Source organism: Enterobacter sp. ku-bf2 (genome assembly GCF_001742765.1).
Classification (GTDB): Bacteria; Pseudomonadota; Gammaproteobacteria; order Enterobacterales; family Enterobacteriaceae; genus Enterobacter; species Enterobacter quasiroggenkampii.
Map to the genome: position 1 here is coordinate 88,043 of NZ_MDVW01000023.1, position 22,563 is coordinate 110,605.

16 protein-coding genes are annotated in these 22,563 nt (G+C 57.7%); 6 read left to right on the top strand and 10 right to left on the bottom strand.

Features of this window, described 5'->3' with window-relative positions; translation table 11 throughout:
* Positions 1-14 precede the first annotated feature (14 nt).
* Positions 15-773, top strand: a complete 759-nt coding sequence (locus BFG58_RS21810) for a DeoR/GlpR family transcriptional regulator (protein WP_008503060.1) — start codon at positions 15-17, stop codon at positions 771-773.
* A gap of 81 nt (positions 774-854) precedes the next feature.
* On the opposite strand, the gene malT is transcribed toward BFG58_RS21810, so the two are convergent.
* A complete protein-coding gene (malT, locus tag BFG58_RS21815) occupies positions 855-3,560 on the bottom strand; it encodes an HTH-type transcriptional regulator MalT (RefSeq protein WP_045909015.1) in 2,706 nt (901 codons plus the stop codon).
* Between the two features lie 585 nt (positions 3,561-4,145).
* Between malT and malP the strand changes: the two genes are divergently transcribed.
* Complete coding sequence (gene malP, locus BFG58_RS21820) at positions 4,146-6,539, top strand: maltodextrin phosphorylase (protein ID WP_069720563.1); 2,394 nt, start codon at positions 4,146-4,148, stop codon at positions 6,537-6,539.
* A 9-nt stretch (positions 6,540-6,548) separates the two neighbouring features.
* Positions 6,549-8,627, top strand: coding sequence for a 4-alpha-glucanotransferase (gene malQ / locus BFG58_RS21825; protein WP_069720564.1), 2,079 nt, complete (start codon positions 6,549-6,551; stop codon positions 8,625-8,627).
* An 88-nt stretch (positions 8,628-8,715) separates the two neighbouring features.
* Here the strand turns inward: malQ and gntT are convergent, their stop codons facing one another.
* The 3 genes from gntT to gntX form a co-directional block, all read right to left on the bottom strand.
* Complete coding sequence (gntT, locus tag BFG58_RS21830; RefSeq protein WP_024907902.1) at positions 8,716-10,032, bottom strand: gluconate transporter; 1,317 nt, start codon at positions 10,030-10,032, stop codon at positions 8,716-8,718.
* A 394-nt stretch (positions 10,033-10,426) separates the two neighbouring features.
* The gene (gene nfuA, locus BFG58_RS21835) at positions 10,427-11,002 is read right to left on the bottom strand and encodes a Fe-S biogenesis protein NfuA (RefSeq protein ID WP_008503055.1); all 576 of its coding nucleotides are present in this window, start codon (positions 11,000-11,002) and stop codon (positions 10,427-10,429) included.
* A 61-nt stretch (positions 11,003-11,063) separates the two neighbouring features.
* Positions 11,064-11,747 carry a DNA utilization protein GntX gene (gene gntX / locus BFG58_RS21840; RefSeq protein WP_069720565.1) on the bottom strand — a complete coding sequence of 228 codons (684 nt, stop codon included), beginning with the start codon at positions 11,745-11,747 and terminating at the stop codon, positions 11,064-11,066.
* 36 nt (positions 11,748-11,783) lie between these two features.
* On the opposite strand from gntX, the gene bioH reads away from it, so the two are divergent.
* Positions 11,784-12,566, top strand: a complete 783-nt coding sequence (bioH, locus tag BFG58_RS21845) for a pimeloyl-ACP methyl ester esterase BioH (protein ID WP_069720566.1) — start codon at positions 11,784-11,786, stop codon at positions 12,564-12,566.
* On the opposite strand, the gene feoC is transcribed toward bioH, so the two are convergent.
* The 5 genes from feoC to greB all read right to left on the bottom strand — a co-directional run bounded on the left by feoC (position 12,538) and on the right by greB (position 18,579).
* Positions 12,538-12,777: a [Fe-S]-dependent transcriptional repressor FeoC gene (gene feoC / locus BFG58_RS21850; protein WP_045909345.1), complete on the bottom strand. Its 240-nt coding sequence runs from the start codon at positions 12,775-12,777 to the stop codon at positions 12,538-12,540. The genes bioH and feoC overlap by 29 nt on opposite strands.
* A 12-nt stretch (positions 12,778-12,789) precedes the next feature.
* The gene (gene feoB, locus BFG58_RS21855; protein WP_069720567.1) at positions 12,790-15,108 is read right to left on the bottom strand and encodes a Fe(2+) transporter permease subunit FeoB; all 2,319 of its coding nucleotides are present in this window, start codon (positions 15,106-15,108) and stop codon (positions 12,790-12,792) included.
* 30 nt (positions 15,109-15,138) lie between these two features.
* The gene (gene feoA / locus BFG58_RS21860) at positions 15,139-15,366 is read right to left on the bottom strand and encodes a ferrous iron transporter A (protein ID WP_008503050.1); all 228 of its coding nucleotides are present in this window, start codon (positions 15,364-15,366) and stop codon (positions 15,139-15,141) included.
* Positions 15,367-15,686: 320 nt separating this feature from the next.
* Positions 15,687-18,017 (bottom strand): Tex family protein, encoded by a 2,331-nt coding sequence (locus BFG58_RS21865; RefSeq protein ID WP_069720568.1) that lies wholly within the window; start codon positions 18,015-18,017, stop codon positions 15,687-15,689.
* Between the two features lie 88 nt (positions 18,018-18,105).
* Entirely contained in the window at positions 18,106-18,579 is a 474-nt protein-coding gene (gene greB / locus BFG58_RS21870) for a transcription elongation factor GreB (protein ID WP_008503048.1), read from the bottom strand.
* Positions 18,580-18,807: 228 nt separating this feature from the next.
* On the opposite strand from greB, the gene ompR reads away from it, so the two are divergent.
* Positions 18,808-19,527 carry a two-component system response regulator OmpR gene (gene ompR / locus BFG58_RS21875; RefSeq protein WP_001157751.1) on the top strand — a complete coding sequence of 240 codons (720 nt, stop codon included), beginning with the start codon at positions 18,808-18,810 and terminating at the stop codon, positions 19,525-19,527.
* Complete coding sequence (gene envZ / locus BFG58_RS21880) at positions 19,524-20,870, top strand: two-component system sensor histidine kinase EnvZ (RefSeq protein WP_008503047.1); 1,347 nt, start codon at positions 19,524-19,526, stop codon at positions 20,868-20,870. Before ompR ends, envZ begins: the two co-directional genes overlap by 4 nt.
* Positions 20,871-20,936: 66 nt before the next feature.
* Here envZ and pckA read toward each other — a convergent pair whose 3' ends face one another.
* Positions 20,937-22,556 carry a phosphoenolpyruvate carboxykinase (ATP) gene (gene pckA, locus BFG58_RS21885; RefSeq protein WP_021242192.1) on the bottom strand — a complete coding sequence of 540 codons (1,620 nt, stop codon included), beginning with the start codon at positions 22,554-22,556 and terminating at the stop codon, positions 20,937-20,939.
* Positions 22,557-22,563: the final 7 nt, after the last annotated feature.

Consider the following 22,563-nt stretch of genomic DNA (forward strand, 5'->3'; position numbering starts at 1 on the left):
CTCAGGGATAATTGATGAAACAAACACAACGTCATGACGCCATTATCGAACTGGTAAAAAAACAGGGATACGTCAGCACCGAAGAGCTGGTGGAGCAGTTTGCCGTCAGCCCACAAACCATCCGTCGTGACCTGAATGACCTGGCCGATCAGAACCGTATTCTTCGCCACCACGGTGGCGCGGCGCTGCCGTCCAGCTCGGTTAACACCTCCTGGCACGACCGTAAAGCCACGCAGACGGCGGAGAAAGAGCGTATTGCCCGCAAGGTCGCCAGCCAGATCCCGAACGGGGCGACGCTGTTTATTGATATCGGCACCACGCCGGAAGCGGTCGCCCATGCGCTGCTGGATCATGAGAACCTGCGCGTGGTCACCAACAACCTGAACGTGGCTAACACCCTGATGCAGAAAGACGATTTCCGCATCATCCTCGCGGGTGGGGAGCTGCGCAGCCGCGACGGCGGAATTATTGGCGAAGCCACCCTCGATTTTATCTCCCAGTTCCGCCTCGACTTCGGCATTCTGGGGATCAGCGGCATCGACAGCGACGGCTCGCTGCTGGAGTTTGATTACCACGAGGTACGCACCAAGCGCGCGATCATTGAAAACTCGCGCCACGTGATGCTGGTGGTGGATCATTCGAAGTTTGGCCGTAACGCGATGGTGAACATGGGCAGCATCAGCATGGTGGATGCGGTCTATACCGACGTGATGCCGCCAGCGGGCGTGATGCAGGTGATTAAAGATAATAATTTGCAGCTGGAATTGTGCTAACGGTTGTGTCGGGTGGCGCTGCGCTTACCCGACCTACAACACCCGTAGGCCCGTGCAAGCGTAGCGCCGCCGGGCAATGAATTACACTCCGTACCCCATCATCTTCAACAGCTGCTGTGCATGCTGTACCGCATCCTGACGATGCGCCACGCCCAGCTTCTGGTACAGGTTGCGGATATGCGTTTTGATGGTGGTCGCCGCCACCGCCAGCTCACCGGCAATCTGCTCATTGCTGTAACCTGAATAGATCAGCCCCAGAACCTGCCATTCGCGCTGGGTGAGCGGACTGGTGCGGATAAGCTCCGGCACTTCTGGGTGGTTCAGTAGACGTTCAACGAAGTTCTCATCGAAATGCGCGAACTTGTGCCGATGATGCTGGTTAATCTCGCGCAGAATACGCTGGGCGCGATGTTGATCCAGCTCCGGCAGCGTGTTGAGCTGGATAAGCTGACGCAACTGCTGCGCCATCACTTCACCCTCAATCACAAAGTGGCTGATAAACCCGGTGCGGTTTGCCAGCTGCAGCGCCTCCAGCAGCACGCGCTGGGCATCGTTTTTACGACCCGCCTGCCAGTAGAGCTGGTTCTGCAGCAGCAGGTTGCGGTTCAGATCGCTCATCAGGCGCAGGCTGCGCGCGTTCTCGTTCAGCTCTTCCAGCACAATCTCAGCAGGCTCTAATTCACCGAGCAGGATCTGCGCGCGGGCAATGTTGCGCCACTGGCTCTGCAGGAAGTGGTTGTTGGCAAATTCCGGTTTTGGCGTCTGACGGAGCCAGTTGGCGGCGGATTTTTTATCGCCGGTCATCTGCCAGTAAATCACCCGGACCTTATCGGCGTTTGACACCCAGTCGCTATGATACTGACCGTTGCCGAGCAGGTTTTCCAGGCGGTTAAGATGGTTGCGGGCGTTATCGAGATCGCCGCGCGCCAGCGAGCACTGCACCAGCAGCGCCAGGCACTGCAGCTGCTGCTGAGGCTGGAAACTGGAAAGAACATCCACACCCTGGCGGGCGCAGCTTTCTGCTTCATCCAGACGCGACCATGCCCACAGCAGCTGAGCGCGAATACGCAACAGGAATTCGTGCATCGGCAGCTGTTCCAGGTGTTGTTCACGAATCAGCTGGAACGCTTTTTCCTGGTTTTCCCAGGCAGCCTGCAGGAACCCTTGCGCGAATAAAATCTCACTCTGCTGGATCAGGCTCCACAGCGCGTAGTGCCAGACATCATGACGACGCGCCATCTGTTCGGTTTGCTGCATCAGTGAAAGCGAACGCGTGAGGTCGCCCTTGCAGTGCAGCACTTCGCCGTGCACGGAGGTCGCCACGATGCGGCTGTAGAAGTTGGCCAGCGGCAGTTCATCCAGCGCGACCATCGCCAGCCGTTCCGCTTCGTCCGGGTCGCCATCGTTAATGGCCACCTGAGCGCGCAGCGCGTTGAACTCGCCGTGCAGGGTGGTATCCATCTCGCTTTCCATCTCCTGCTCGGCGCGCGCCAGCAGGGTGTTCACTTCGCTGTAGCGATGCTGGCTCTGCATCAGCCAGGCCTGCAGCAGCACCAGACGCGGATTCTCCAGCAGGCTTTCCCACGGCAGGGCTTTGAGGGACTCTTCCAGCAGCGTCAGCTCGCTGTGGTTAAACAGGCCCCACGCATGATTGAGGAGGATATCGCGCAGCATGCTGGCATCCCCGGCAGCGAGCGCGTGGTGGATGGCCTCGCTCGGGAAGCCCTGTGCCATCCAGCTTTCGGCAGCGGCGCGGTGGATCTCCGGCAGTTCAACCGCCAGTTCCCACTGACAGCGCTGGCGCAGGAAGCTACCAAACAGCGGATGATAGCTAAACCACTCGCCGGGATCGTCCATGCGCGTCAGGAAAAGGCCCTGACGTTCAATTTCTTCGAGCTGCAGCTGACCGTTTTCACAGCCCGTCACCCGCACGATGAGGGCATCGTTCATGGAGCGCAGCAGCGAGCTTTTCAGCAGGAAATTACGCGTCGAGGGATCGACACTGTTCAGCACCTCGTCCACCAGGTAATCAGAGAGGTGGCTGGCGTTGATGCCGGCCAGACGCCGCGCTGACTGATGGGCTGGACTGTTGTTTTGCCGGGCAGAGAGGGCGATGAGCTGCAGCGCCGTGGCCCAGCCCGCGACGTCATCACACAGGCGGCTGCTTTCAGCGGCCTCAATGGGTGAGGTCAGGCGGCAGTCAAAGAACTGTTTTGCTTCCTGGTGGGTAAAGGCCAGCTGCTGGCTACCTACTTCCAGAAGCTGATCGCGCACGCGCAGGTTGGCAATACCCAGCTGCGGCAGGTTGCGTGACAGCACCACTAACGTCAGGTTTTCCGGCTGATGGCGCAGGAAGAAACGCATTGATTCATGAATCACCGGGTTAGTGATGAGATGGTAATCATCAATCACCACGTATAGCGGGCGATGCCATTCAGCCAGTTCGATAAACAGCTGAGAGAAAAGGGAGGACAGGCTGGCGTACTGGCGCTTTTGCACCATCACCTCACTGGCAACGCAGTGCCCATGGGTGGCTTGCTGTATCGCGGCAATCAGATAGCTGGCAAAGCGCTCCTGCTGGTTATCGCCCTCATCAAGAGAGTACCAGCCAAGATCGCTCTTACCTGCGGCCCATTGCGAAATGAGCGTTGTTTTTCCATAACCTGCAGGGCTCGTAACCAGCGCCAGTCGGAAATTATGCGCGCCGGAAAGTTTAGCCAACAGACGCTCGCGGACCACTGTGTGGTCAAGACGAACCGGGCGACTTAATTTAGACGGAATCAACATAGGTTTCACTTCACTGTGGGGAACGAGAGATTTTATTTTTTTTGCGCTTCGTAATTAATGGTTATAAGGTCGGCCAATAAGTTAACTATTGCAAGTTATGTCTGGATTTGGTGGCTGTGAATTTGCACTCTGTCACAAAACATTCAGGCAGAGGAGGGAACTTTCTGAAAAGGTCTTTGATGCCCCGTCAATGCTGGCTTGTATGGCTGTGCTGCGGCTGCGCTGAAACTGGTTTCAGGAAGGGATAGTGACGTCGAATTTAATATACTTCTGGTAAAGTTAAGGGAGATTAATAATCTCCTTAGCGATTTCCCGATTGCCGAAATATTATTCTACGTAAGTAATTATTTCGGCGGGGTTTAATTTCACCCGAAACCGCATTTCATTTCTTTGACATTCTCCTCGGTTACTTTTTTATCTTCCGGGCACACTCGAACTATGCTCTGAGAGTGGCCTTGATCACACTTTTCTGCTCATCCCCGCTACTCCTCCCTGTCTAATCCCCCTCGGGAGGAGGAAGAGGAGAAATGAGCCAGGCACACTAGCGCCAACTTGTGTTTTCTTTCTAAAGGATGCCGATCCCCTATGTCACAGCCTACCTTCAACAAAGCTCAATTCCAGGCTGCCCTGACGCGTCAGTGGCAGCGTTTTGGCCTTCATGCTGCAAACGAGATGACGCCTCACCAGTGGTGGCAGGCAGTGAGCGGTGCGCTCGCAGAGCAGCTGGATGCTCAACCCCTGGCAAAACCGGTAAAAGGCCAGCGCCATGTAAACTACATTTCAATGGAATTCCTGATTGGCCGTCTGACGGGCAACAACCTGTTGAACCTCGGTTGGTATCAGGAGGTCGGTGACGTCCTTAAAGAACACGACATTAACCTGACCGACCTGCTGGAAGAAGAGATTGACCCGGCGCTGGGCAACGGCGGCCTGGGACGCCTGGCGGCCTGCTTCCTTGACTCCATGGCGACCGTCGGCCAGTCGGCGATTGGCTACGGCCTGAACTACCAGTACGGCCTGTTCCGTCAGTCGTTTGCTGACGGCCACCAGATGGAAGCGCCGGACGACTGGCATCGCAATACCTATCCGTGGTTCCGCCATAACGCGCAGCTTGACGTGCAGGTTGGCATTGGCGGGAAAGTGACGAAACAAGGTCTCTGGGAACCGGCGTTCACCATCACCGGCGAAGCCTGGGATCTGCCGGTGCTTGGCTACCGTAACGGCGTGGCGCAGCCGCTGCGTCTGTGGCAGGCGAAGCACGCCCACCCGTTTAACCTGACTAAATTCAACGACGGCGATTTCCTGCGGGCCGAGCAGCAGGGCATCGACGCCGAGAAGCTGACCAAAGTCCTCTATCCGAACGACAACCACCTGGCCGGTAAAAAGCTGCGCCTGATGCAGCAGTACTTCCAGTGCGCCTGCTCTGTGGCGGACATTCTGCGTCGCCATCACCTGGCGGGCCGCAAGCTGGCGCAGCTGCCGGACTTCGAAGTGATTCAGCTCAACGACACGCACCCGACCATTGCCATCCCGGAACTGCTGCGCGTGCTGATCGACGAGCATCAGCTGAGCTGGGACGACGCCTGGGCCATTACCAGCCGTACCTTTGCCTACACCAACCACACGCTGATGCCAGAAGCGCTGGAGTGTTGGGATGAGAAGCTGGTGAAAACGCTGCTGCCGCGCCACATGCAGATCATCAACAAGATTAACGACCAGTTTAAAACCCTGGTGGACAAGACCTGGCCGGGCAACAAGGCGGTCTGGGCGAAGCTGGCGGTGGTTCACGATAAGCAGGTACGCATGGCGAACATGTGCGTGGTGAGCGGCTTTGCAGTGAACGGCGTGGCGGCGCTGCACTCGGATCTGGTGGTCAAAGATCTGTTCCCGGAATACCACCAGCTGTGGCCAACCAAATTCCACAATGTGACCAACGGCATCACGCCGCGTCGCTGGATCAAGCAGTGCAACCCGCTGCTGGCGGGCCTGCTGGACAAGACCCTGAAGAAAGAGTGGGCCAACGATCTGGACCAGCTCATCAACCTGGAAAAATATGCTGACGACGCGACATTCCGCGAGCAGTACCGGGCGATCAAGCTGGAGAACAAGGTTCGCCTGGCGGAGTTTGTGAAAGTGCGTACCGGGATTGAGATCAACCCGAATGCGATTTTCGATATTCAGATCAAACGTCTGCACGAGTACAAACGCCAGCACCTGAACCTGCTGCACATTCTGGCGCTGTACAAAGAGATCCGCGAGAACCCGCAGGCCGATCGCGTCCCGCGCGTGTTCCTGTTCGGTGCGAAAGCGGCCCCGGGCTACTATCTGGCGAAAAACATCATCCTCGCCATCAATAAAGTGGCGGCGGCGATCAACAGCGATCCGAAAGTGGGCGACAAGCTGAAGGTGGTGTTCCTGCCGGATTACTGCGTCTCGGCGGCTGAAATGCTGATCCCGGCGGCAGATATCTCCGAGCAGATCTCAACCGCAGGGAAAGAAGCCTCCGGTACCGGCAACATGAAGCTGGCGCTGAACGGCGCGCTGACCGTCGGCACGCTCGACGGGGCCAATGTCGAAATCGCCGAGAAGGTGGGCGAAGAGAATATCTTTATCTTCGGCCACACCGTGGAAGAGGTGAAAGCCATCAAGGCCAAAGGCTACGACCCGGTGAAGTGGCGTAAGAAAGACAAAGTGCTGGACGCGGTGCTGAAGGAGCTGGAGAGCGGCAAATACAGCGACGGCGACAAGCACGCGTTTGACCAGATGCTGCACAGCATGGACAAACACGGCGGTGACCCGTATCTGGTGATGGCGGACTTCACGGCCTACGTTGAAGCGCAAAAACAGGTCGATGTGCTGTATCGCGACCAGGAAGCGTGGACCCGCGCGTGCATCCTGAACACCGCGCGCTGCGGTATGTTCAGCTCTGACCGCTCAATCCGTGATTATCAGGCCCGTATCTGGCAGGCAAAACGCTAAGGAAGCGCGATGGAGAGTAAACGTCTGGACAGTGCCGCGCAGGCGGCGGGAATTAGCCTCAGTTACATTAATGCTCACGGCAAACCACAGTCTATTGGCGCCGACACCAAAAGACGTTTGCTGGACGCTATGCACAAAACCGACGCGAAAGCGTCGGCTGCGCCGGTGCCGAACGTGAAGGTATTCACTGCAGGCAAAAAGATGCCGCTCGCGGTGGAGGGGCGCGGCGAGTTTAGCTGGCTGCTCACGACCGAAGAGGGGCATCAGCACAAAGGCCACGCCACCGGCGGCAAAACGCTAAACCTTCCGGCGAAGCTGCCGGAGGGCTATCACACCCTGACGCTCACCCAGGACGATCGGCGTTTCCACTGCCGGGTGATCGTCGCGCCAAAACGCTGCTACGAGCCGCAGGCGTTGCTTGAAGGCAAAAAGCTGTGGGGCGCCTGCGTGCAACTCTATACGCTGCGTTCCGACAGCAACTGGGGGATCGGTGATTTTGGCGATCTGAAGAACATGCTGGCATCCGTGGGCGAGCGCGGCGGCGCGTTTATCGGCCTCAACCCGATCCACGCCCTCTACCCGGCCAACCCGGAGAGCGCCAGCCCGTACAGTCCGTCGTCCCGTCGCTGGCTGAACGTGATTTATATCGACGTTAACGCTTTAGATGATTTCAAAAACAGCCAGGAGGCACAGGCCTGGTGGAAACTCAGCACCACGCAACAGGCGCTGAAGCAGGCGCGCGAAGCCGACTGGGTGGATTACTCCACCGTCACGGCGCTGAAAATGGCCGCGCTGCGCCTGGCGTGGAAAGGCTTTTCGCAGCGCGATGACGAGCAGATGGCGGCGTTCCGCCAGTTTGTGACGCAGGAGGGCGAGAGCCTGTACTGGCAGGCGGCGTTCGATGCGCTGCACGCGTATCAGGTGAAAGAGGACGAAATGCGCTGGGGCTGGCCGGTCTGGCCTGAAGCGTATCAATCCGTCGACACGCCGGAAGTGAAAGCGTTCTGTAAAAAATATGCCGATGAAGTGGACTTCTACCTGTGGCTGCAGTGGCTGGCGTACAGCCAGTTTGCCGCCTGCTGGCAGGTGAGCCAGGGTTATAAAATGCCGATTGGCCTGTACCGTGACCTGGCCGTGGGCGTGGCGGAAGGCGGCGCGGAAACCTGGTGCGACCGTGAGCTTTACTGCCTGAAGGCCTCCGTGGGGGCACCACCGGATATCCTGGGGCCGCTCGGCCAGAACTGGGGATTACCGCCGATGGATCCGCACGTCATGGCGGCGCGCGCCTACGAGCCGTTCATCGACCTGCTGCGCGCGAACATGCAGAACTGCGGCGCGCTGCGTATTGACCACGTGATGTCCGTGCTGCGCCTGTGGTGGATCCCGTACGGTGAAACGGCGGATCACGGGGCGTATGTGCAGTATCCGGTTGACGATCTGCTGTCGATCCTGGCTCTGGAAAGCAAGCGTCATCAGTGCATGGTGATCGGTGAAGATCTCGGTACCGTGCCGGTGGAAATTGTCAGCAAGCTCCGCGACAGCGGCGTCTACTCCTATAAAGTGCTCTATTTTGAAAACGACCATGAGAAAACCTTCCGCGCGCCGCAAGCGTACCCTGAACAGTCAATGGCAGTCGCGACGACGCATGACCTTCCTACGCTTCGTGGCTATTGGGAAAGCGGCGATCTGACCCTTGGCAAAACGCTGGGCCTGTATCCTGATGAAGAGGTGTTACGCGGCCTGTATCAGGATCGCGAACTCTCCAAACAGGGGCTGCTGGATGCGCTGCACAAGCAGGGCTGTCTGCCGAAACGTGCCGGGCATAAGGCGTCGCTGATGTCTATGACCGCGACCCTCAACCGTGGTTTGCAGCGTTATATTGCCGACAGCAATAGCGCCCTGCTGGGCCTGCAGCCGGAAGACTGGATTGATATGGCGGAGCCGGTCAACATCCCGGGCACCAGCTATCAGTACAAGAACTGGCGTCGCAAGCTGTCCACCACGCTTGAGGCTATGTTTGCCGATGACGGGGTGAACAGGTTGATTAAGGATTTGGATAAGCGGCGAAAAGCTGCCGGGAAGAAGTAATAAAAAAACCCGCCAGTGGCGGGTTTTTTATTATCCGGTAGTGCTCATGTAGGTCGGGTAAGGCGTAGCCGCCACCCGACTTAGGGCATCAGACCACCATATTCAACAGCAGCACCCCGACCAGACCGCACACCGAAATAATGGTTTCCAGCGCGGACCAGGACTTGATGGTTTCACCGATCGTCAGGTTGAAGTACTCCTTGAACAGCCAGAAGCCCGGGTCGTTAACGTGAGAGAAAATCACGCTACCGGAACCGACGGCGATAACCATCAGCTCAGGACTCACGCCCGTGGTGGCAATCAACGGCGCAACGATGCCGCCGGCGGTGATCGCCGCAACGGTCGCAGAGCCCAGCGCAATACGCAGAACTGCGGCAATAGACCAGGCCATCAGAAGCGGCGACACGTTGGTTTCATGCATCATGGCAGCGATGTATTTGTCCACGCCGCTGTCGACCAGAACCTGTTTGAACGCACCGCCACCGCCGATGATCAGGAGCATCATGGCAATGATTTTGATGGAAGAGGTCAGCGTGTCGTTGATCTGATCCATCGAGCGACCACGGTTCAGACCGAAGGTGAACATCGCGATCAGCACGGCAATCAGCGTTGCCATCACCGGATCACCCAGGAATTCCGCCACGGACAGGAACGCATGACCTTTCGGCAGGATCATCTCTGCCACGGCGCGCATCGCCATCAGGATCACCGGTACCAGAGAGGTCCAGACGCTGACGCCAAAGCCAGGCATCTCTTCTTCGGTGAAGGTTTTGGCGCTGTACAGACCTTCCGGAATCGGCTTATCAATGCCTTTCAGGAAGCGGGCATAAACCGGACCTGCCAGAATCACCGTCGGGATCGCCAGAATCGTACCGAACAGCAGGGTTTTACCCATATCCGCGTGGAAGATGGTGGCGATAGCGGTTGGACCCGGGTGCGGCGGCAGGAAGCCGTGGGTCACGGACAGCGCCGCGGCCATTGGCACACCGACATACAGCAGCGGGATGCTCGCGGCAGCCGCAATGGTGAACACCAGCGGCAGCATCAATACGAAGCCCACTTCATAGAATAGCGCGAAACCGACGGTAAAACCGGTTAACACCACTGCCCACTGAATGTTCTTCTTACCAAATTTGTCGATAAGCGTGGTGGCAATACGCTGGGCGCCGCCGCAGTCCGCCAGCATTTTGCCGAGCATGGCGCCGAAGCCCATGATCAACGCCAGGCTGCCGAGCGTGCCGCCGACACCGGCTTTAATCGAGCTGATAACTTTCACCAGCGGCATCCCCTGCATCAGACCGACTGCAAGCGCCACCAGAACCAGAGCGATAAATCCGTTCATTTTGAAGCGGATCATCAAGAGCAGTAATAACACAACACCGATAGCAACGATGACTAATGGCATGATTTACCTGGCCTTTGAATTGTTATGGGTAACGTCATTGTTTCAACGACAAATTCCGATTGTCCCAACTGGGAACAGAGAAGTAACGGCACTAGTACTGATGCCTTTTAAACGATTAAGTTTAGTCGGCTGTTATGAGTGTGTTTAGTGCCCATGAGAATGATACGGGTAACATGGCGTGATTGAGAATCACCCTGGAAGGCAAAATGTGAATTATGAGACACAGGTCAACATATAGAGGGAGAGGTAAACGCAAAACGGTAACCACGAGGTTACCGTTTTTAATGTTTTCACCCTCTCCCGTGGGAGAGGGCCGGGGTGAGGGCATCAGACCTCACTATTTTTGTAGGCCCGGTAAGCGTCGTGCCACCGGGCAATACAGACGGGCACTGAATCAGTAGTAGGAGTGCTCGCCGCGCTGGTGTTCGGTCAGGTCACGCACGCCTTTCAGTTCCGGGAACTCGTTCAGCAGCTGCTTCTCGATCCCTTCTTTCAGGGTGACATCGACCATAGAACAACCGTTGCAACCGCCGCCAAACTGCAGAATGGCAAAACCTTCGTCGGTGATTTCCATCAGGGAAACACGGCCGCCGTGGCCAGCCAGCTGTGGGTTGATCTGGGATTGCAGCAGATACTCAACGCGCTCCATCAGCGGGGCATCGTCAGACACTTTACGCATTTTCGCGTTCGGCGCTTTCAGGGTCAGCTGAGAACCCAGCTGATCGGTGACGAAGTCGATCTCCGCATCTTCAAGATACGGTGCGCTCAGCTCATCAACATAGGCGGTGAGCTGTTCAAATTTAAGGGCAGTGTCGGTGGCTTCCACAGCGTCCGGAGGACAATAAGAAACACCACATTCTGCATTCGGAGTGCCTGGATTAATCACAAACACGCGGATCTGCGTCCCTTCTTCCTGATTTGCCAGCAGTTTGGCAAAGTGCGCTTGTGCAGAATCGGAAATACGGATCATAGCTTTGGCCTAATAGTTGACTAAATTACCTGGGTATAATCATACGCCCATTGAAGAAGGGCTACAAGGTACGGCACAGACACCATACCTGAACCGACGCGGCGCCGCTTTGCAAAAGCAGTCGGGAAAGTTCAGCAACGGTACTGCCTGTGGTGACGACATCATCCACAATCGCGATATGGAGACCGTCGACCGGCAATTCAAGGCGAAAGGCATTTTTGAGGTTTCTTTTGCGAAGCCGGGCGCTGAGCTGATGCTGGATGGCGGTGGCATGAACACGTGTCAGCGCGCGGGCATCATACTGACAGCCAAGCCACCGGGCGAGGGGACGGCAGATCAGGTCACTCTGGTTATAGCCCCGCCGCCAGTGCCGACGTCGGTACAGGGGGACATTTACCACCCTGTCGATTTTCGGCAATGCGCGGTGGCGCCGCGCCTGCAAAACTGCCAGCAGTAGCAGTCGGGCAAGGGGCTGAGCCAGCGCACTCTGGCCGGAAAACTTCAGCGCGTGAATCAGCCTGCTCAGCGGCGGAACATAATCATCCACTGCCACCAGCGCACTCCACGGCGGGGATTTTTTCAGGCAGCGGCCGCAGGGCAAAGAGGGATTGGTAGCCGGTAAACCGCATTGTGGACAGGTCCCGATACGCCATTGCAGCGATCGCGTGCAGACGGAGCAGATGCCCCACCCGCTGAGTGCCAGCGGCATTCTGCATAGCCAGCACAACCCAGGTACTGTTAGCATGTGCAACCTCCATGTGAAAAAAGAGAACAGTAACTGATGAAGACGCTGTGGTGGCAGACCGTAGGGACAGGAAATTGCCATCTTGTGCTGCTGCACGGATGGGGCCTGAATGCAGAGATATGGCATTGCATACGTGAGGAACTTGCCTCGCATTTCACGCTGCATCTGGTGGACTTACCCGGCTTTGGCCGCAGCCGCGGTTTTGGGGCCATGTCGCTTGATGAGATGGCACAGCAGGTTCTGGACGCTGCGCCGCAAAACGCTGTCTGGCTGGGCTGGAGCCTGGGCGGGCTGGTGGCAAGCCAGATTGCGCTGTCGCGGCCTGACCGCGTAAAAGCGCTGGTGACGGTGGCGTCGTCGCCCTGTTTTAGCGCGCAGGACGCGTGGCCGGGGATAAAACCCGAGGTACTGGCGGGCTTCCAGCAGCAGCTGAGCGAAGATTTCCAGCGGACCGTAGAGCGGTTCCTCGCCCTGCAGACGATGGGAACTGAAACCGCCCGTAAGGATGCCCGTACGCTGAAGCAAACCGTGCTGTCGCTGCCGATGCCGGAGGTGGAGGTGCTTAATGGCGGTCTTGAGCTGCTGAAAACGGTTGACCTGCGCGCGCCGCTGGCCTCCCTGACGATACCGCATCTGCGTATTTATGGTTACCTTGACGGAATTGTGCCGCGCAAAGTGGCTCCGCTGCTGGATGATCTGTGGCCGAAAAGCCAATCAATGGTGGTCGCTAAAGCGGCACACGCGCCGTTTATCTCACATCCTGACGAGTTTTGTTCGGCGCTGACCGTCTTTATTCGCGAAGTGACCACCACTCCGTGAGGCAGGCTTTTCCTTCCGGGCAATGTTTACAGCTGCCGGACAGACAGCCGTCCGGCTCTTCCTGAATCCGCACCGCTTTCCCCATGGCTTCCAGTCTTTCCAGCATGGCATCGATCATCGGCTGCGGCGTATGCAGGCTGAGGCTCAGCTGTTTCGCCTCCATTCGCCCCTGCAGCGCCAGCAGATCACGAACCTGAATCAACGATGCCATGATGTGTGCTCCTTAGTGACAGTCGCCCGCCGGGCTGTTGCAGCAGGTTGCGGCGGTTTTACGGTTTGCCAGCAGGTCGATGTCGACGCGGCTGCGTGCCCGCCGCAGCAGACCGAGAACGACCACGTTGAACAGCACAACAGCAAGAATGCAGACCAGGCTGTAGCGCGGGTGCTGGCTGAAGTTAACGGTTTGATAAAACAGCGTCGCCAGCGAGTAGGCAATGTTTAACCCCCACAGGATGGAGAACCCCATCCAGCCGCGGCTGGACTCGCGGGCAATCGCCCCCATCACGGAGATGCACGGAATATAGAGCAGAACGAAGATGAGATAGCTGTAGGCCGCGGACGCGCTGCCAAATTTCTCGCCCATCACGCCCATGGCACCCGTCGCCATTTCGCCATCGCCTTTGCTGGCCTCAATCGGGTTCGCCAGCACGCTCAGGCTGAAGGTGTCCTTCAGGCTCTGCCAGGTTTCCTCTACGGCACCCAGCAGCTCATCACCGAGATGAAACTCAGCCGGATTAAATTCCTGCTCCTGAATGTTCTCGGCGGTGTAGAGCGTATTCAGGGTACCGACAACCACCTCTTTTGCCATCGCGCCGGTAAACAGGCCGACGGTTGCCTGCCAGTTATCCTCATGCACGCCAATCGGTTTGAAGACCGGCGTGATGACGCGGCTGACGGAGGCGAGGGCAGAGTCGTTAATGTTATCCGCTGCCTGTCCACTCAGGGTGAAGCTGTTCAGGGCGCTCAGGAAAACGCTGACGATGACAATCACCTTACCGGCGCGCAGGACGAAGCCTTTCAGGCGCTGCCAGGTCTGGATCGCCAGGCTTTTCAGATGGGGGACGTGGTACACCGGCAGCTCCATCACGAACGGTGACGCCTCACCGCGCATGATGGTGTGCTTGAGCATTAGACCGGTCAGGATCGCCATCACGATGCCCAGGACATACAGCGAGAAGACCGCCAGCGCGCCCTGCTGCCCAAAGAAGGCTGCCGCAAAGACCGCAAAGATCGCCAGTCGGGCACCGCAGGACATAAACGGCGCCATCATAATGGTCATCAGACGTTCACGCGGTGCATCCAGCGTGCGTGCGCCCATCACCGACGGCACGTTACAGCCGAAGCCGACAATCAGCGGGACGAAGGATTTACCCGGCAGGCCCAGCGCCTGCATCAGACGATCCATCACGAACGCCGCGCGCGCCATGTAGCCGGAATCTTCCAGGAACGAGAGGAACAGATACATCATGCCGATCTGCGGCACCAGCGGCAGAACGGTATTGATACCGCCGCCGATCCCCTGCGCGAGGAAGATGGTGAGCCATTCCGGGAAGTGCAGGGTGTAACCCACCCACTGGATCCCGTGCACGAAGACCGCGACGGAACCGGCGTCAAAAATCGGCTGCAGTGCGCCACCGATGTTAATGGCGAGCAGGAACATCACGTACATCACCAGCAGGAAGATGGGCAAACCGAGGATGCGGTTAAGCACAATCTTATCCACTGCCGCCGTAAAGCGGCTGGGTTCCGCCGTCAGCGCGTTACTGACCACGTCGCAAATCGAGGCGATGGCCTGGTAACGGGCATCGGCGATGTGCAGCGCCGGGTCGTCCAGCTCGTCGCTAAGACGAGCCACCGTCACGTCCAGCTTATCGGCCACATGCCCGGCGTAAGCGCGGCTGTAGATATCCCCTTCCAGCATCTGCAGGCCAAGCCACAGACGCTGTTTCGCAGGCATAGCGTTATCCATCTCCTGCGCCAGCACGTTGGCTTCACGCAGAAGAGGCTGCGCGTAATGCACCAGCTCAACGTCGCGATTTCCCGCGTGACGGTCAATGGCCAGCTTCAGCGCATCAATACCGCGCGCGCGCGTCGAGACCAGCGGAACGACCGGGCACCCCAGGCGCGCGGAGAGGGCATCGACGTCGATGCGCAGCTTTTGTTTCTCTGCGATATCGAGCATGTTGAGCGCCACGATGCAGGGGATACCCAGCTCCAGCAGCTGCAGCGTCAGATAAAGGTTACGCTCGAGGTTTGAGGCGTCGACCACGTTGATCAGCAGATCCGCGTCGCCGCCAAGAATATAGTGACAGGCGATTTGCTCATCGAGCGAGGTTTGCGACGAAATAGTGGTTAAGGAGTAGGTGCCGGGAAGGTCAACCAGCGTTACCTGGTTGTCTGTCGTCGTGAACTGGCCCTCTTTACGTTCAACCGTCACGCCCGCCCAGTTGCCCACGCGCTGGCGAGCCCCGGTCAGCTGGTTAAAAAGCGTGGTCTTGCCGGAATTAGGATTGCCAATTAAGCCAATAGTTAACTTTTTCATTTTTTTAGACTCACTGAAACCGCTGGCTTGTTATCGGGATAAGGCTTCGACTTCTATTAACGCGAGGTCTTTTTTACGCAGGACCAGATTCACGCGTCGGGTTTCGATATGAACCGGATCGCCTAACGGCGCCACGCGTACGACCTGGAATGACGAGCCGGGCAGCATGCCCAGCGACAGCAGCTTCTGCCGATAGGCCGGGCTAATTTCGCGGGTAAAACCGGTAATCTTCCATGCACTGTCTGGAGTGAATTGCATAACGCCTGATTCCACGAAAGGTTAAATTATCTACTATGCGATGATAATGAGAATAGTTTTTATCAGCAATATTAAAACTGTGACGGAATGTTGTTTGCGATATTAATTTACGGCCTTTTTGACCTTGCTCAATATTTGCTGAAATGCCGGGAAAACGAAAAGCGGAGTATTTGTTAACGGGGTGATAATTCGCGGTTTAAATATGGCTACACACTATTTATTTTTAATTCCCTGCGGCCTGCTTGCCGGGCGGCACTGCGTTTGCCCGGCCTACAAAACCTTAGGCCCGGTAAGCGCAGCGCCACCGGGCATTTATGACCTTAGCGTTTTTTACCCATCGCGGCCGCCAGTGCATCCATCATCGCGCTGTTGCCTGCAGGCTGGGCATCCCGCCCGCGCGGTTTTGCCGCTTTCGCGGCCGGACGCTGCTGCTCGCGGCCACCGCCATTGCCGCCGCGGCGCGCGTTGGTGTCACCCGGCTGCTCGTCCAGACGCATGGTGAGCGCGATACGCTTGCGCTGCAGGTCCACTTCCAGCACTTTGACCTTCACGATGTCGCCCGCTTTGACCACGGTGTGCGGGTCTTCAACGAACTTGTCGGCAAGGGATGAGATATGGACCAGGCCATCCTGATGCACGCCGATATCCACGAACGCGCCAAAGTTGGTGACGTTAGTCACCGCACCTTCCAGCACCATGCCTGGCAGCAGGTCGTTCATGGTCTCGATACCGTCAGCAAAGGTCGCGGTTTTGAACTCAGGACGCGGATCGCGGCCCGGTTTTTCCAGCTCTTTGATAATGTCGGTAACGGTTGGCACACCAAATTTATCGTCGGTGAAATCAACGGCTTTCAGGTTGCGCAGGGCGCTACTGTCGCCCATGAGATCTTTCAGCGCCTGCTGAGTAGCGGCCAGGATGCGTTCCACCACCGGATACGCTTCCGGGTGAACGGTGGAGGCATCGAGCGGGTTATCGCCGTGGTTGATGCGCAGGAAGCCCGCGCACTGCTCAAACGCTTTTGGCCCCAGACGGCTTACCTTCAGCAGCTGCTGACGGTTCTGGAACTGGCCGTTCTCGTCGCGCCAGGCGACGATGTTCTGCGCCATCATGCGGGTTAAGCCCGCCACGCGGGTCAGCAGAGGAACGGAGGCGGTGTTCAGGTCAACGCCAACGGCGTTTACGCAGTCTTCCACGACCGCATCCAGCTTGCGCGCCAGCTGAGTCTGGCTCACATCGTGCTGATACTGGCCCACGCCGATCGATTTCGGATCGATCTTCACCAGTTCCGCCAGCGGATCCTGCAGACGGCGAGCGATCGAGACCGCGCCGCGCAGGGAAACGTCCAGGTCCGGGAACTCCTGTGCCGCCAGCTCGGACGCGGAATAGACGGACGCCCCGGCCTCGCTGACGATCACTTTCTGTGCCGTCACTTTCGGGAACTGCTTCTGCACGTCGAGATAGAAACGCTCGGTTTCGCGGGACGCCGTACCGTTGCCGATGGCGACCAGCTCGACGTTGTATTTTTCGCACAGCGCCGCCACCACGACGGCCGCTTTCGCTGCCTGGCCGGTGTGCGGATAGATGGTGTCGGTGGCGACCAGCTTGCCGGTGCCGTCAACGACAGCGACTTTTACACCGGTACGCAGACCCGGATCGAGACCCATGGTCGCGCGCAGGCCAGCAGGGGCGGCCATCAGCAGGTCGTGCAGGTTGCGGGCGAAGACGTTAATCGCTTCATCTTCAGCACGTTCGCGCACGGTGCCCATCAGCTCGGTTTCGAGGTGCATCAGCACCTTGATGCGCCAGGTCCAGCTCACCACGCCTTTACGCCAGCTATCAGCCGGGGCGTTGTTCAGGCGCAGGCCGAGATGGTCGATGATGATCTGCTCGCAGTGGCTCTCTTTCGGCGGCTCGTCAAACTGCGGGTCGGCGTTCAGGGAGAGTTGCAGCACGCCTTCGTTGCGGCCGCGGAACATTGCCAGCGCGCGGTGGGAAGGGGTGGTGGAAATCGGTTCGTGGTGATCGAAGTAGTCGCGGAATTTCGCGCCTTCTTCCTCTTTACCCGCGACGACGGTAGAGACGATGTGGGCGTTCTTCCACAGGTAATCACGCACTTTGGCGAGCAGGGCAGCGTCTTCGGCGAAGCGCTCCATCAGAATATAGCGCGCGCCGTCGAGGGCGGCCTTGGTGTCCGCTACGCCTTTGTCGGCGTCGATGAATCTCGCCGCTTCGGTATCCGGATCGTGGGACGGTTCGTTCCACAGCAGGTCGGCCAGCGGCTCAAGACCCGCTTCAATCGCAATCTGTCCGCGCGTACGGCGCTTCGGCTTGTACGGCAGATAGAGGTCTTCGAGTTCGGTTTTGCTCAGGGTGCCATTGATGGCGTTTTCCAGTTCGCTGGTCAGCTTGCCCTGTTCGCCGATGGATTTGAGGATCGCCTGACGACGTTCTTCCAGTTCGCGCAGATAACCGAGACGGGTTTCCAGGTTACGCAGCTGCGTGTCATCCAGACCGCCGGTGACTTCCTTACGATAGCGTGCAATAAACGGCACGGTGTTCCCTTCATCAAGCAGGCGAACGGCAGCTTCTACCTGTTCGGCTCTGGCCTGAAGTTCACCCGCAATAATGCGGCAGAGCGAATCTTTCATCATGGCTTTATCATCTGTCGAGTCGAAAAAATCAGGGGATAGTTATACGGGCTGACAGGGCAAAATGCCAGCCGGGGAGGGCGCTCTCGGACTATTTTACGTAGACGATCTCATTAACGTACCAGCTGGCTTCACCGGCTGGGGTCTGCACGACGGCCAGATCGCCCACTTCCTTTTTCAGCAGCGCGCGGGCCATCGGCGAGTCGATGGAGATGTAATCCTTACGACCAAAAATTTCATCGTAGCCGACAATGCGAAAGCGCAGGGTGTCACCGTCGTCGTTTTCAATCTCCACCCACGCGCCGAAGAACACTTTGCCCTCCTGCTGCGGGGAGTAATCGACAATTTTTAGATTTTCGAGGCATTTCGTCAGATAGCGTACCCGGCGGTCAATTTCGCGCAGCCGCTTCTTGTTGTATTGGTAGTCAGCGTTTTCGCTGCGATCGCCCAGGCTCGCGGCCCAGGTCACCTTTTTGGTTACCTCAGGACGCTCTTCGCGCCAGAGGAAATCCATCTCTTTTTTGAGTTTCTCGTACCCTTCGCGGGTGATCAGGGGCGTTTTCATGGTGCTGCCTTTGCTGCCGGTTCTCTGTTTTGCGCACAATACGTACCACACAGTGTAACAGACAGGATTAATAATGATTTATGTGATGAAATGAACAGATAAGCTGCTGTTAAATATGCTTTGTAACAATTTCGACTAGAATTTATACCAGAATTAACTGGTCGAATACGTGCACTTTTTTAGAATACGCTGTTACAAAGACTATCCGAACCTTTGGGAGTACACACAATGCAAGAAAACTACAAAATTCTGGTCGTGGATGACGACATGCGCCTGCGTGCGCTGCTGGAACGTTATCTGACCGAGCAGGGCTTCCAGGTTCGTAGCGTCGCGAACGCTGAGCAGATGGACCGTCTGCTGACCCGTGAATCTTTCCATCTGATGGTTCTCGACCTGATGCTGCCTGGCGAAGATGGGCTTTCTATCTGCCGCCGTCTGCGCAGCCAGAGCAACCCGATGCCGATCATCATGGTGACGGCGAAGGGCGAAGAAGTTGACCGTATCGTGGGCCTCGAAATCGGCGCCGACGACTATATTCCAAAACCGTTTAACCCGCGTGAACTGCTGGCGCGCATTCGCGCCGTGCTGCGTCGTCAGGCGAACGAACTGCCGGGCGCGCCGTCGCAGGAAGAAGCCGTTATTGCCTTCGGCAAGTTCAAGCTGAACCTCGGCACGCGCGAAATGTTCCGTGAAGACGAGCCAATGCCGCTCACCAGCGGCGAGTTTGCGGTCCTGAAAGCGCTGGTCAGCCACCCGCGTGAACCGCTTTCTCGTGACAAGCTGATGAACCTGGCGCGCGGTCGCGAATACTCCGCTATGGAACGCTCTATCGACGTGCAGATCTCCCGCCTGCGCCGCATGGTGGAAGAAGATCCGGCGCATCCTCGTTATATTCAGACCGTATGGGGTCTGGGCTACGTGTTCGTCCCGGACGGCTCTAAAGCATGAGGCGAATGCGCTTCTCGCCGCGAAGCTCGTTTGCCCGCACCCTGTTACTGATCGTCACCCTGCTGTTCGTCAGTCTGGTGACGACCTACCTGGTGGTGTTGAACTTTGCGATCCTGCCGAGCCTCCAGCAGTTCAATAAGGTCCTGGCCTACGAAGTGCGTATGCTGATGACCGATAAGCTGCAGCTGGAGGACGGCACACAGCTCGTCGTTCCCCCGGCGTTTCGTCGTGAAATCTATCGTGAACTGGGCATTTCGCTCTACTCGAATGAAGCGGCGGAAGACGCGGGCCTGCGCTGGGCGCAGCACTATGAATTCCTCAGCCAGCAGATGGCGCAACAGCTGGGCGGCCCGACGGAAGTGCGCGTTGAGGTCAACAAAAGCTCGCCCGTCGTCTGGCTGAAAACCTGGCTGTCACCCAACATCTGGGTGCGCGTCCCGCTGACCGAAATCCATCAGGGCGATTTCTCGCCGCTGTTCCGCTATACCCTGGCGATTATGCTGCTGGCGATAGGCGGGGCCTGGCTGTTTATCCGTATACAGAACCGACCGCTGGTCGACCTGGAGCACGCTGCGCTGCAGGTCGGTAAAGGCATTATTCCTCCTCCGCTGCGCGAGTATGGCGCCTCGGAAGTCCGCTCGGTGACGCGTGCGTTTAACCATATGGCGGCAGGCGTGAAGCAGCTGGCGGATGACCGTACGCTGCTAATGGCGGGCGTGAGCCATGACCTGCGCACCCCCCTGACGCGTATCCGTCTGGCGACGGAAATGATGGGAGAAGAGGACGGTTATCTTGCCGAGTCCATCAACAAGGATATCGAAGAGTGCAACGCCATCATCGAGCAGTTCATCGACTACCTGCGCACCGGTCAGGAGATGCCGATGGAGATGGCGGATCTGAACGCGGTGCTGGGCGAAGTGGTGGCGGCGGAAAGCGGCTACGAGCGTGAAATTGATACCGACCTTCAGGCGGGCGAGATCCAGGTACGTATGCACCCGCTCTCCATTAAGCGCGCGGTGGCCAACATGGTGGTTAACGCGGCGCGCTACGGCAACGGTTGGATTAAGGTCAGCAGCGGCTCTGAGCTCAACCGCGCCTGGTTCCAGGTGGAAGACGACGGTCCGGGCATCAAGCCCGAGCAGCGTAAGCATCTGTTCCAGCCGTTTGTGCGCGGCGACAGCGCGCGCAGCACCAGCGGTACGGGCTTAGGCCTGGCGATTGTGCAGCGTATTGTGGATAACCATAACGGGTTGCTGGAGATTGGTACCAGCGAGCGGGGGGGGTTGAGCATTCGCGCCTGGTTGCCGGTTCCGGTGACGCGAGGGCAGGTGAAAGAGAGTTGAAAAAAGGGTGGCACGAGCCACCCTTTTTTGTAGGTCGGGTAAGGCGAAGCCGCCACCCGACATGGACTACAGTTTTGGACCCGCACTCACCAGCGCAGCACCCGCCGGGGTATCGGTATACTTCTCGAAGTTCTCGATAAACAGCTTCGCCAGCGATTCCGCTTTCTCACGCCACTGCTCCGGCGAACCGTACGTATTGCGCGGGTCGAGGATATGCGTATCCACACCCGGCAGCGACGTTGGGATCGCCAGGTCAAACATCGGCAGCGTGAAGGTTTCGGCGTCGTCCAGAGAACCATCCAGAATGGCGTCGATAATGGCGCGGGTATCTTTGATGGAGATACGTTTGCCGGTGCCGTTCCAGCCGGTGTTCACCAGGTATGCCTGCGCGCCGGATGCCTGCATGCGTTTCACCAGCACTTCAGCGTACTGCGTCGGGTGCAGCGACAGGAAGGCTGCGCCGAAGCAGGCGGAGAAGGTTGGGGTTGGCTCCGTTACACCGCGCTCGGTACCCGCCAGCTTGGCGGTGAAACCGGAGAGGAAGTGGTACTGCGTCTGGCTGGCCGTCAGGCGAGACACCGGAGGCAGCACGCCGAACGCATCCGCCGTCAGGAAAATAACCTTCGTGGCATGACCCGCTTTCGACACCGGCTTCACGATATTGTCGATGTGGTAGATCGGATAAGAGACGCGGGTGTTTTCTGTTTTCGACGCATCGTCGAAGTCGATGGAGCCGTCGGCACGCACGGTGACGTTTTCCAGCAGCGCATCGCGACGGATCGCGTGGAAGATATCCGGCTCGGCCTCTTCAGACAGGCGAATGGTCTTCGCGTAGCAGCCGCCTTCAAAGTTGAATACGCCGTCGTCATCCCAGCCGTGTTCGTCATCACCAATCAGACGACGTTTTGGATCGGTAGACAGGGTGGTTTTCCCGGTGCCGGAAAGGCCGAAGAAGACCGCCACGTCGCCTTTTTCACCGACGTTAGCCGAGCAGTGCATGGAGGCGATGCCCCGCAGCGGCAGCAGGTAGTTCATGACCGAGAACATCCCTTTCTTCATTTCGCCGCCGTACCAGGTACCGCCGATCAGCTGGATACGCTCGGTCAGGTTGAAGGCAACAAAGTTTTCGGAGTTCAGACCCTGCTCTTTCCACTGTGGGTTGGTGCATTTCGCGCCGTTCATCACGATGAAATCAGGGGTGAAGTCCTGCAGCTCTTCGTCGGTTGGACGGATAAACATGTTTTTCACGAAATGCGCCTGCCAGGCCACTTCGGTGATAAAACGTACGGAGAGACGGGTGTCGGCGTTAGCGCCGCAGAAAGCGTCGACAATAAACAAACGCTTGCCGGAAAGTTGATGGGTGACGAGCCCTTTCAGGTGCTGCCAGGTTTCCGGAGAGAGCGGTTTGTTGTCGTTCTTCCCTTTGCCCTTGTCAGCCCACCACAGCGTATCGCGGGTGGTTTCGTCTCGGACGATATACTTATCTTTCGGCGAACGACCGGTAAAGATACCGGTATCGACGGCGATAGCACCAAGATTCGTCAACACACCGCGCTCGTATCCTTCCAGTGCTGGATTGAGCTCTTCCTGATACAGCGTATCGTAGTCGGGGTTGTAGACGACTTCCTGGACGTCGTGAATACCATAAGCCTTGAGATCTTGCGGGGTTAAACCAGTAACACGCATATCACTG

Bases quoted from the DNA above. Each gene is read 5' to 3' on its own strand.
- BFG58_RS21810 (WP_008503060.1), top strand. From the start codon at position 15: ATGAAACAAACACAACGTCATGACGCCATTATCGAACTGGTAAAAAAA.
- malT (WP_045909015.1), bottom strand. From the start codon at position 3,560: ATGTTGATTCCGTCTAAATTAAGTCGCCCGGTTCGTCTTGACCACACA.
- malP (WP_069720563.1), top strand. From the start codon at position 4,146: ATGTCACAGCCTACCTTCAACAAAGCTCAATTCCAGGCTGCCCTGACG.
- malQ (WP_069720564.1), top strand. From the start codon at position 6,549: ATGGAGAGTAAACGTCTGGACAGTGCCGCGCAGGCGGCGGGAATTAGC.
- gntT (WP_024907902.1), bottom strand. From the start codon at position 10,032: ATGCCATTAGTCATCGTTGCTATCGGTGTTGTGTTATTACTGCTCTTG.
- nfuA (WP_008503055.1), bottom strand. From the start codon at position 11,002: ATGATCCGTATTTCCGATTCTGCACAAGCGCACTTTGCCAAACTGCTG.
- gntX (WP_069720565.1), bottom strand. From the start codon at position 11,747: ATGCTAACAGTACCTGGGTTGTGCTGGCTATGCAGAATGCCGCTGGCA.
- bioH (WP_069720566.1), top strand. From the start codon at position 11,784: ATGAAGACGCTGTGGTGGCAGACCGTAGGGACAGGAAATTGCCATCTT.
- feoC (WP_045909345.1), bottom strand. From the start codon at position 12,777: ATGGCATCGTTGATTCAGGTTCGTGATCTGCTGGCGCTGCAGGGGCGA.
- feoB (WP_069720567.1), bottom strand. From the start codon at position 15,108: ATGAAAAAGTTAACTATTGGCTTAATTGGCAATCCTAATTCCGGCAAG.
- feoA (WP_008503050.1), bottom strand. From the start codon at position 15,366: ATGCAATTCACTCCAGACAGTGCATGGAAGATTACCGGTTTTACCCGC.
- BFG58_RS21865 (WP_069720568.1), bottom strand. From the start codon at position 18,017: ATGATGAAAGATTCGCTCTGCCGCATTATTGCGGGTGAACTTCAGGCC.
- greB (WP_008503048.1), bottom strand. From the start codon at position 18,579: ATGAAAACGCCCCTGATCACCCGCGAAGGGTACGAGAAACTCAAAAAA.
- ompR (WP_001157751.1), top strand. From the start codon at position 18,808: ATGCAAGAAAACTACAAAATTCTGGTCGTGGATGACGACATGCGCCTG.
- envZ (WP_008503047.1), top strand. From the start codon at position 19,524: ATGAGGCGAATGCGCTTCTCGCCGCGAAGCTCGTTTGCCCGCACCCTG.
- pckA (WP_021242192.1), bottom strand. From the start codon at position 22,556: ATGCGTGTTACTGGTTTAACCCCGCAAGATCTCAAGGCTTATGGTATT.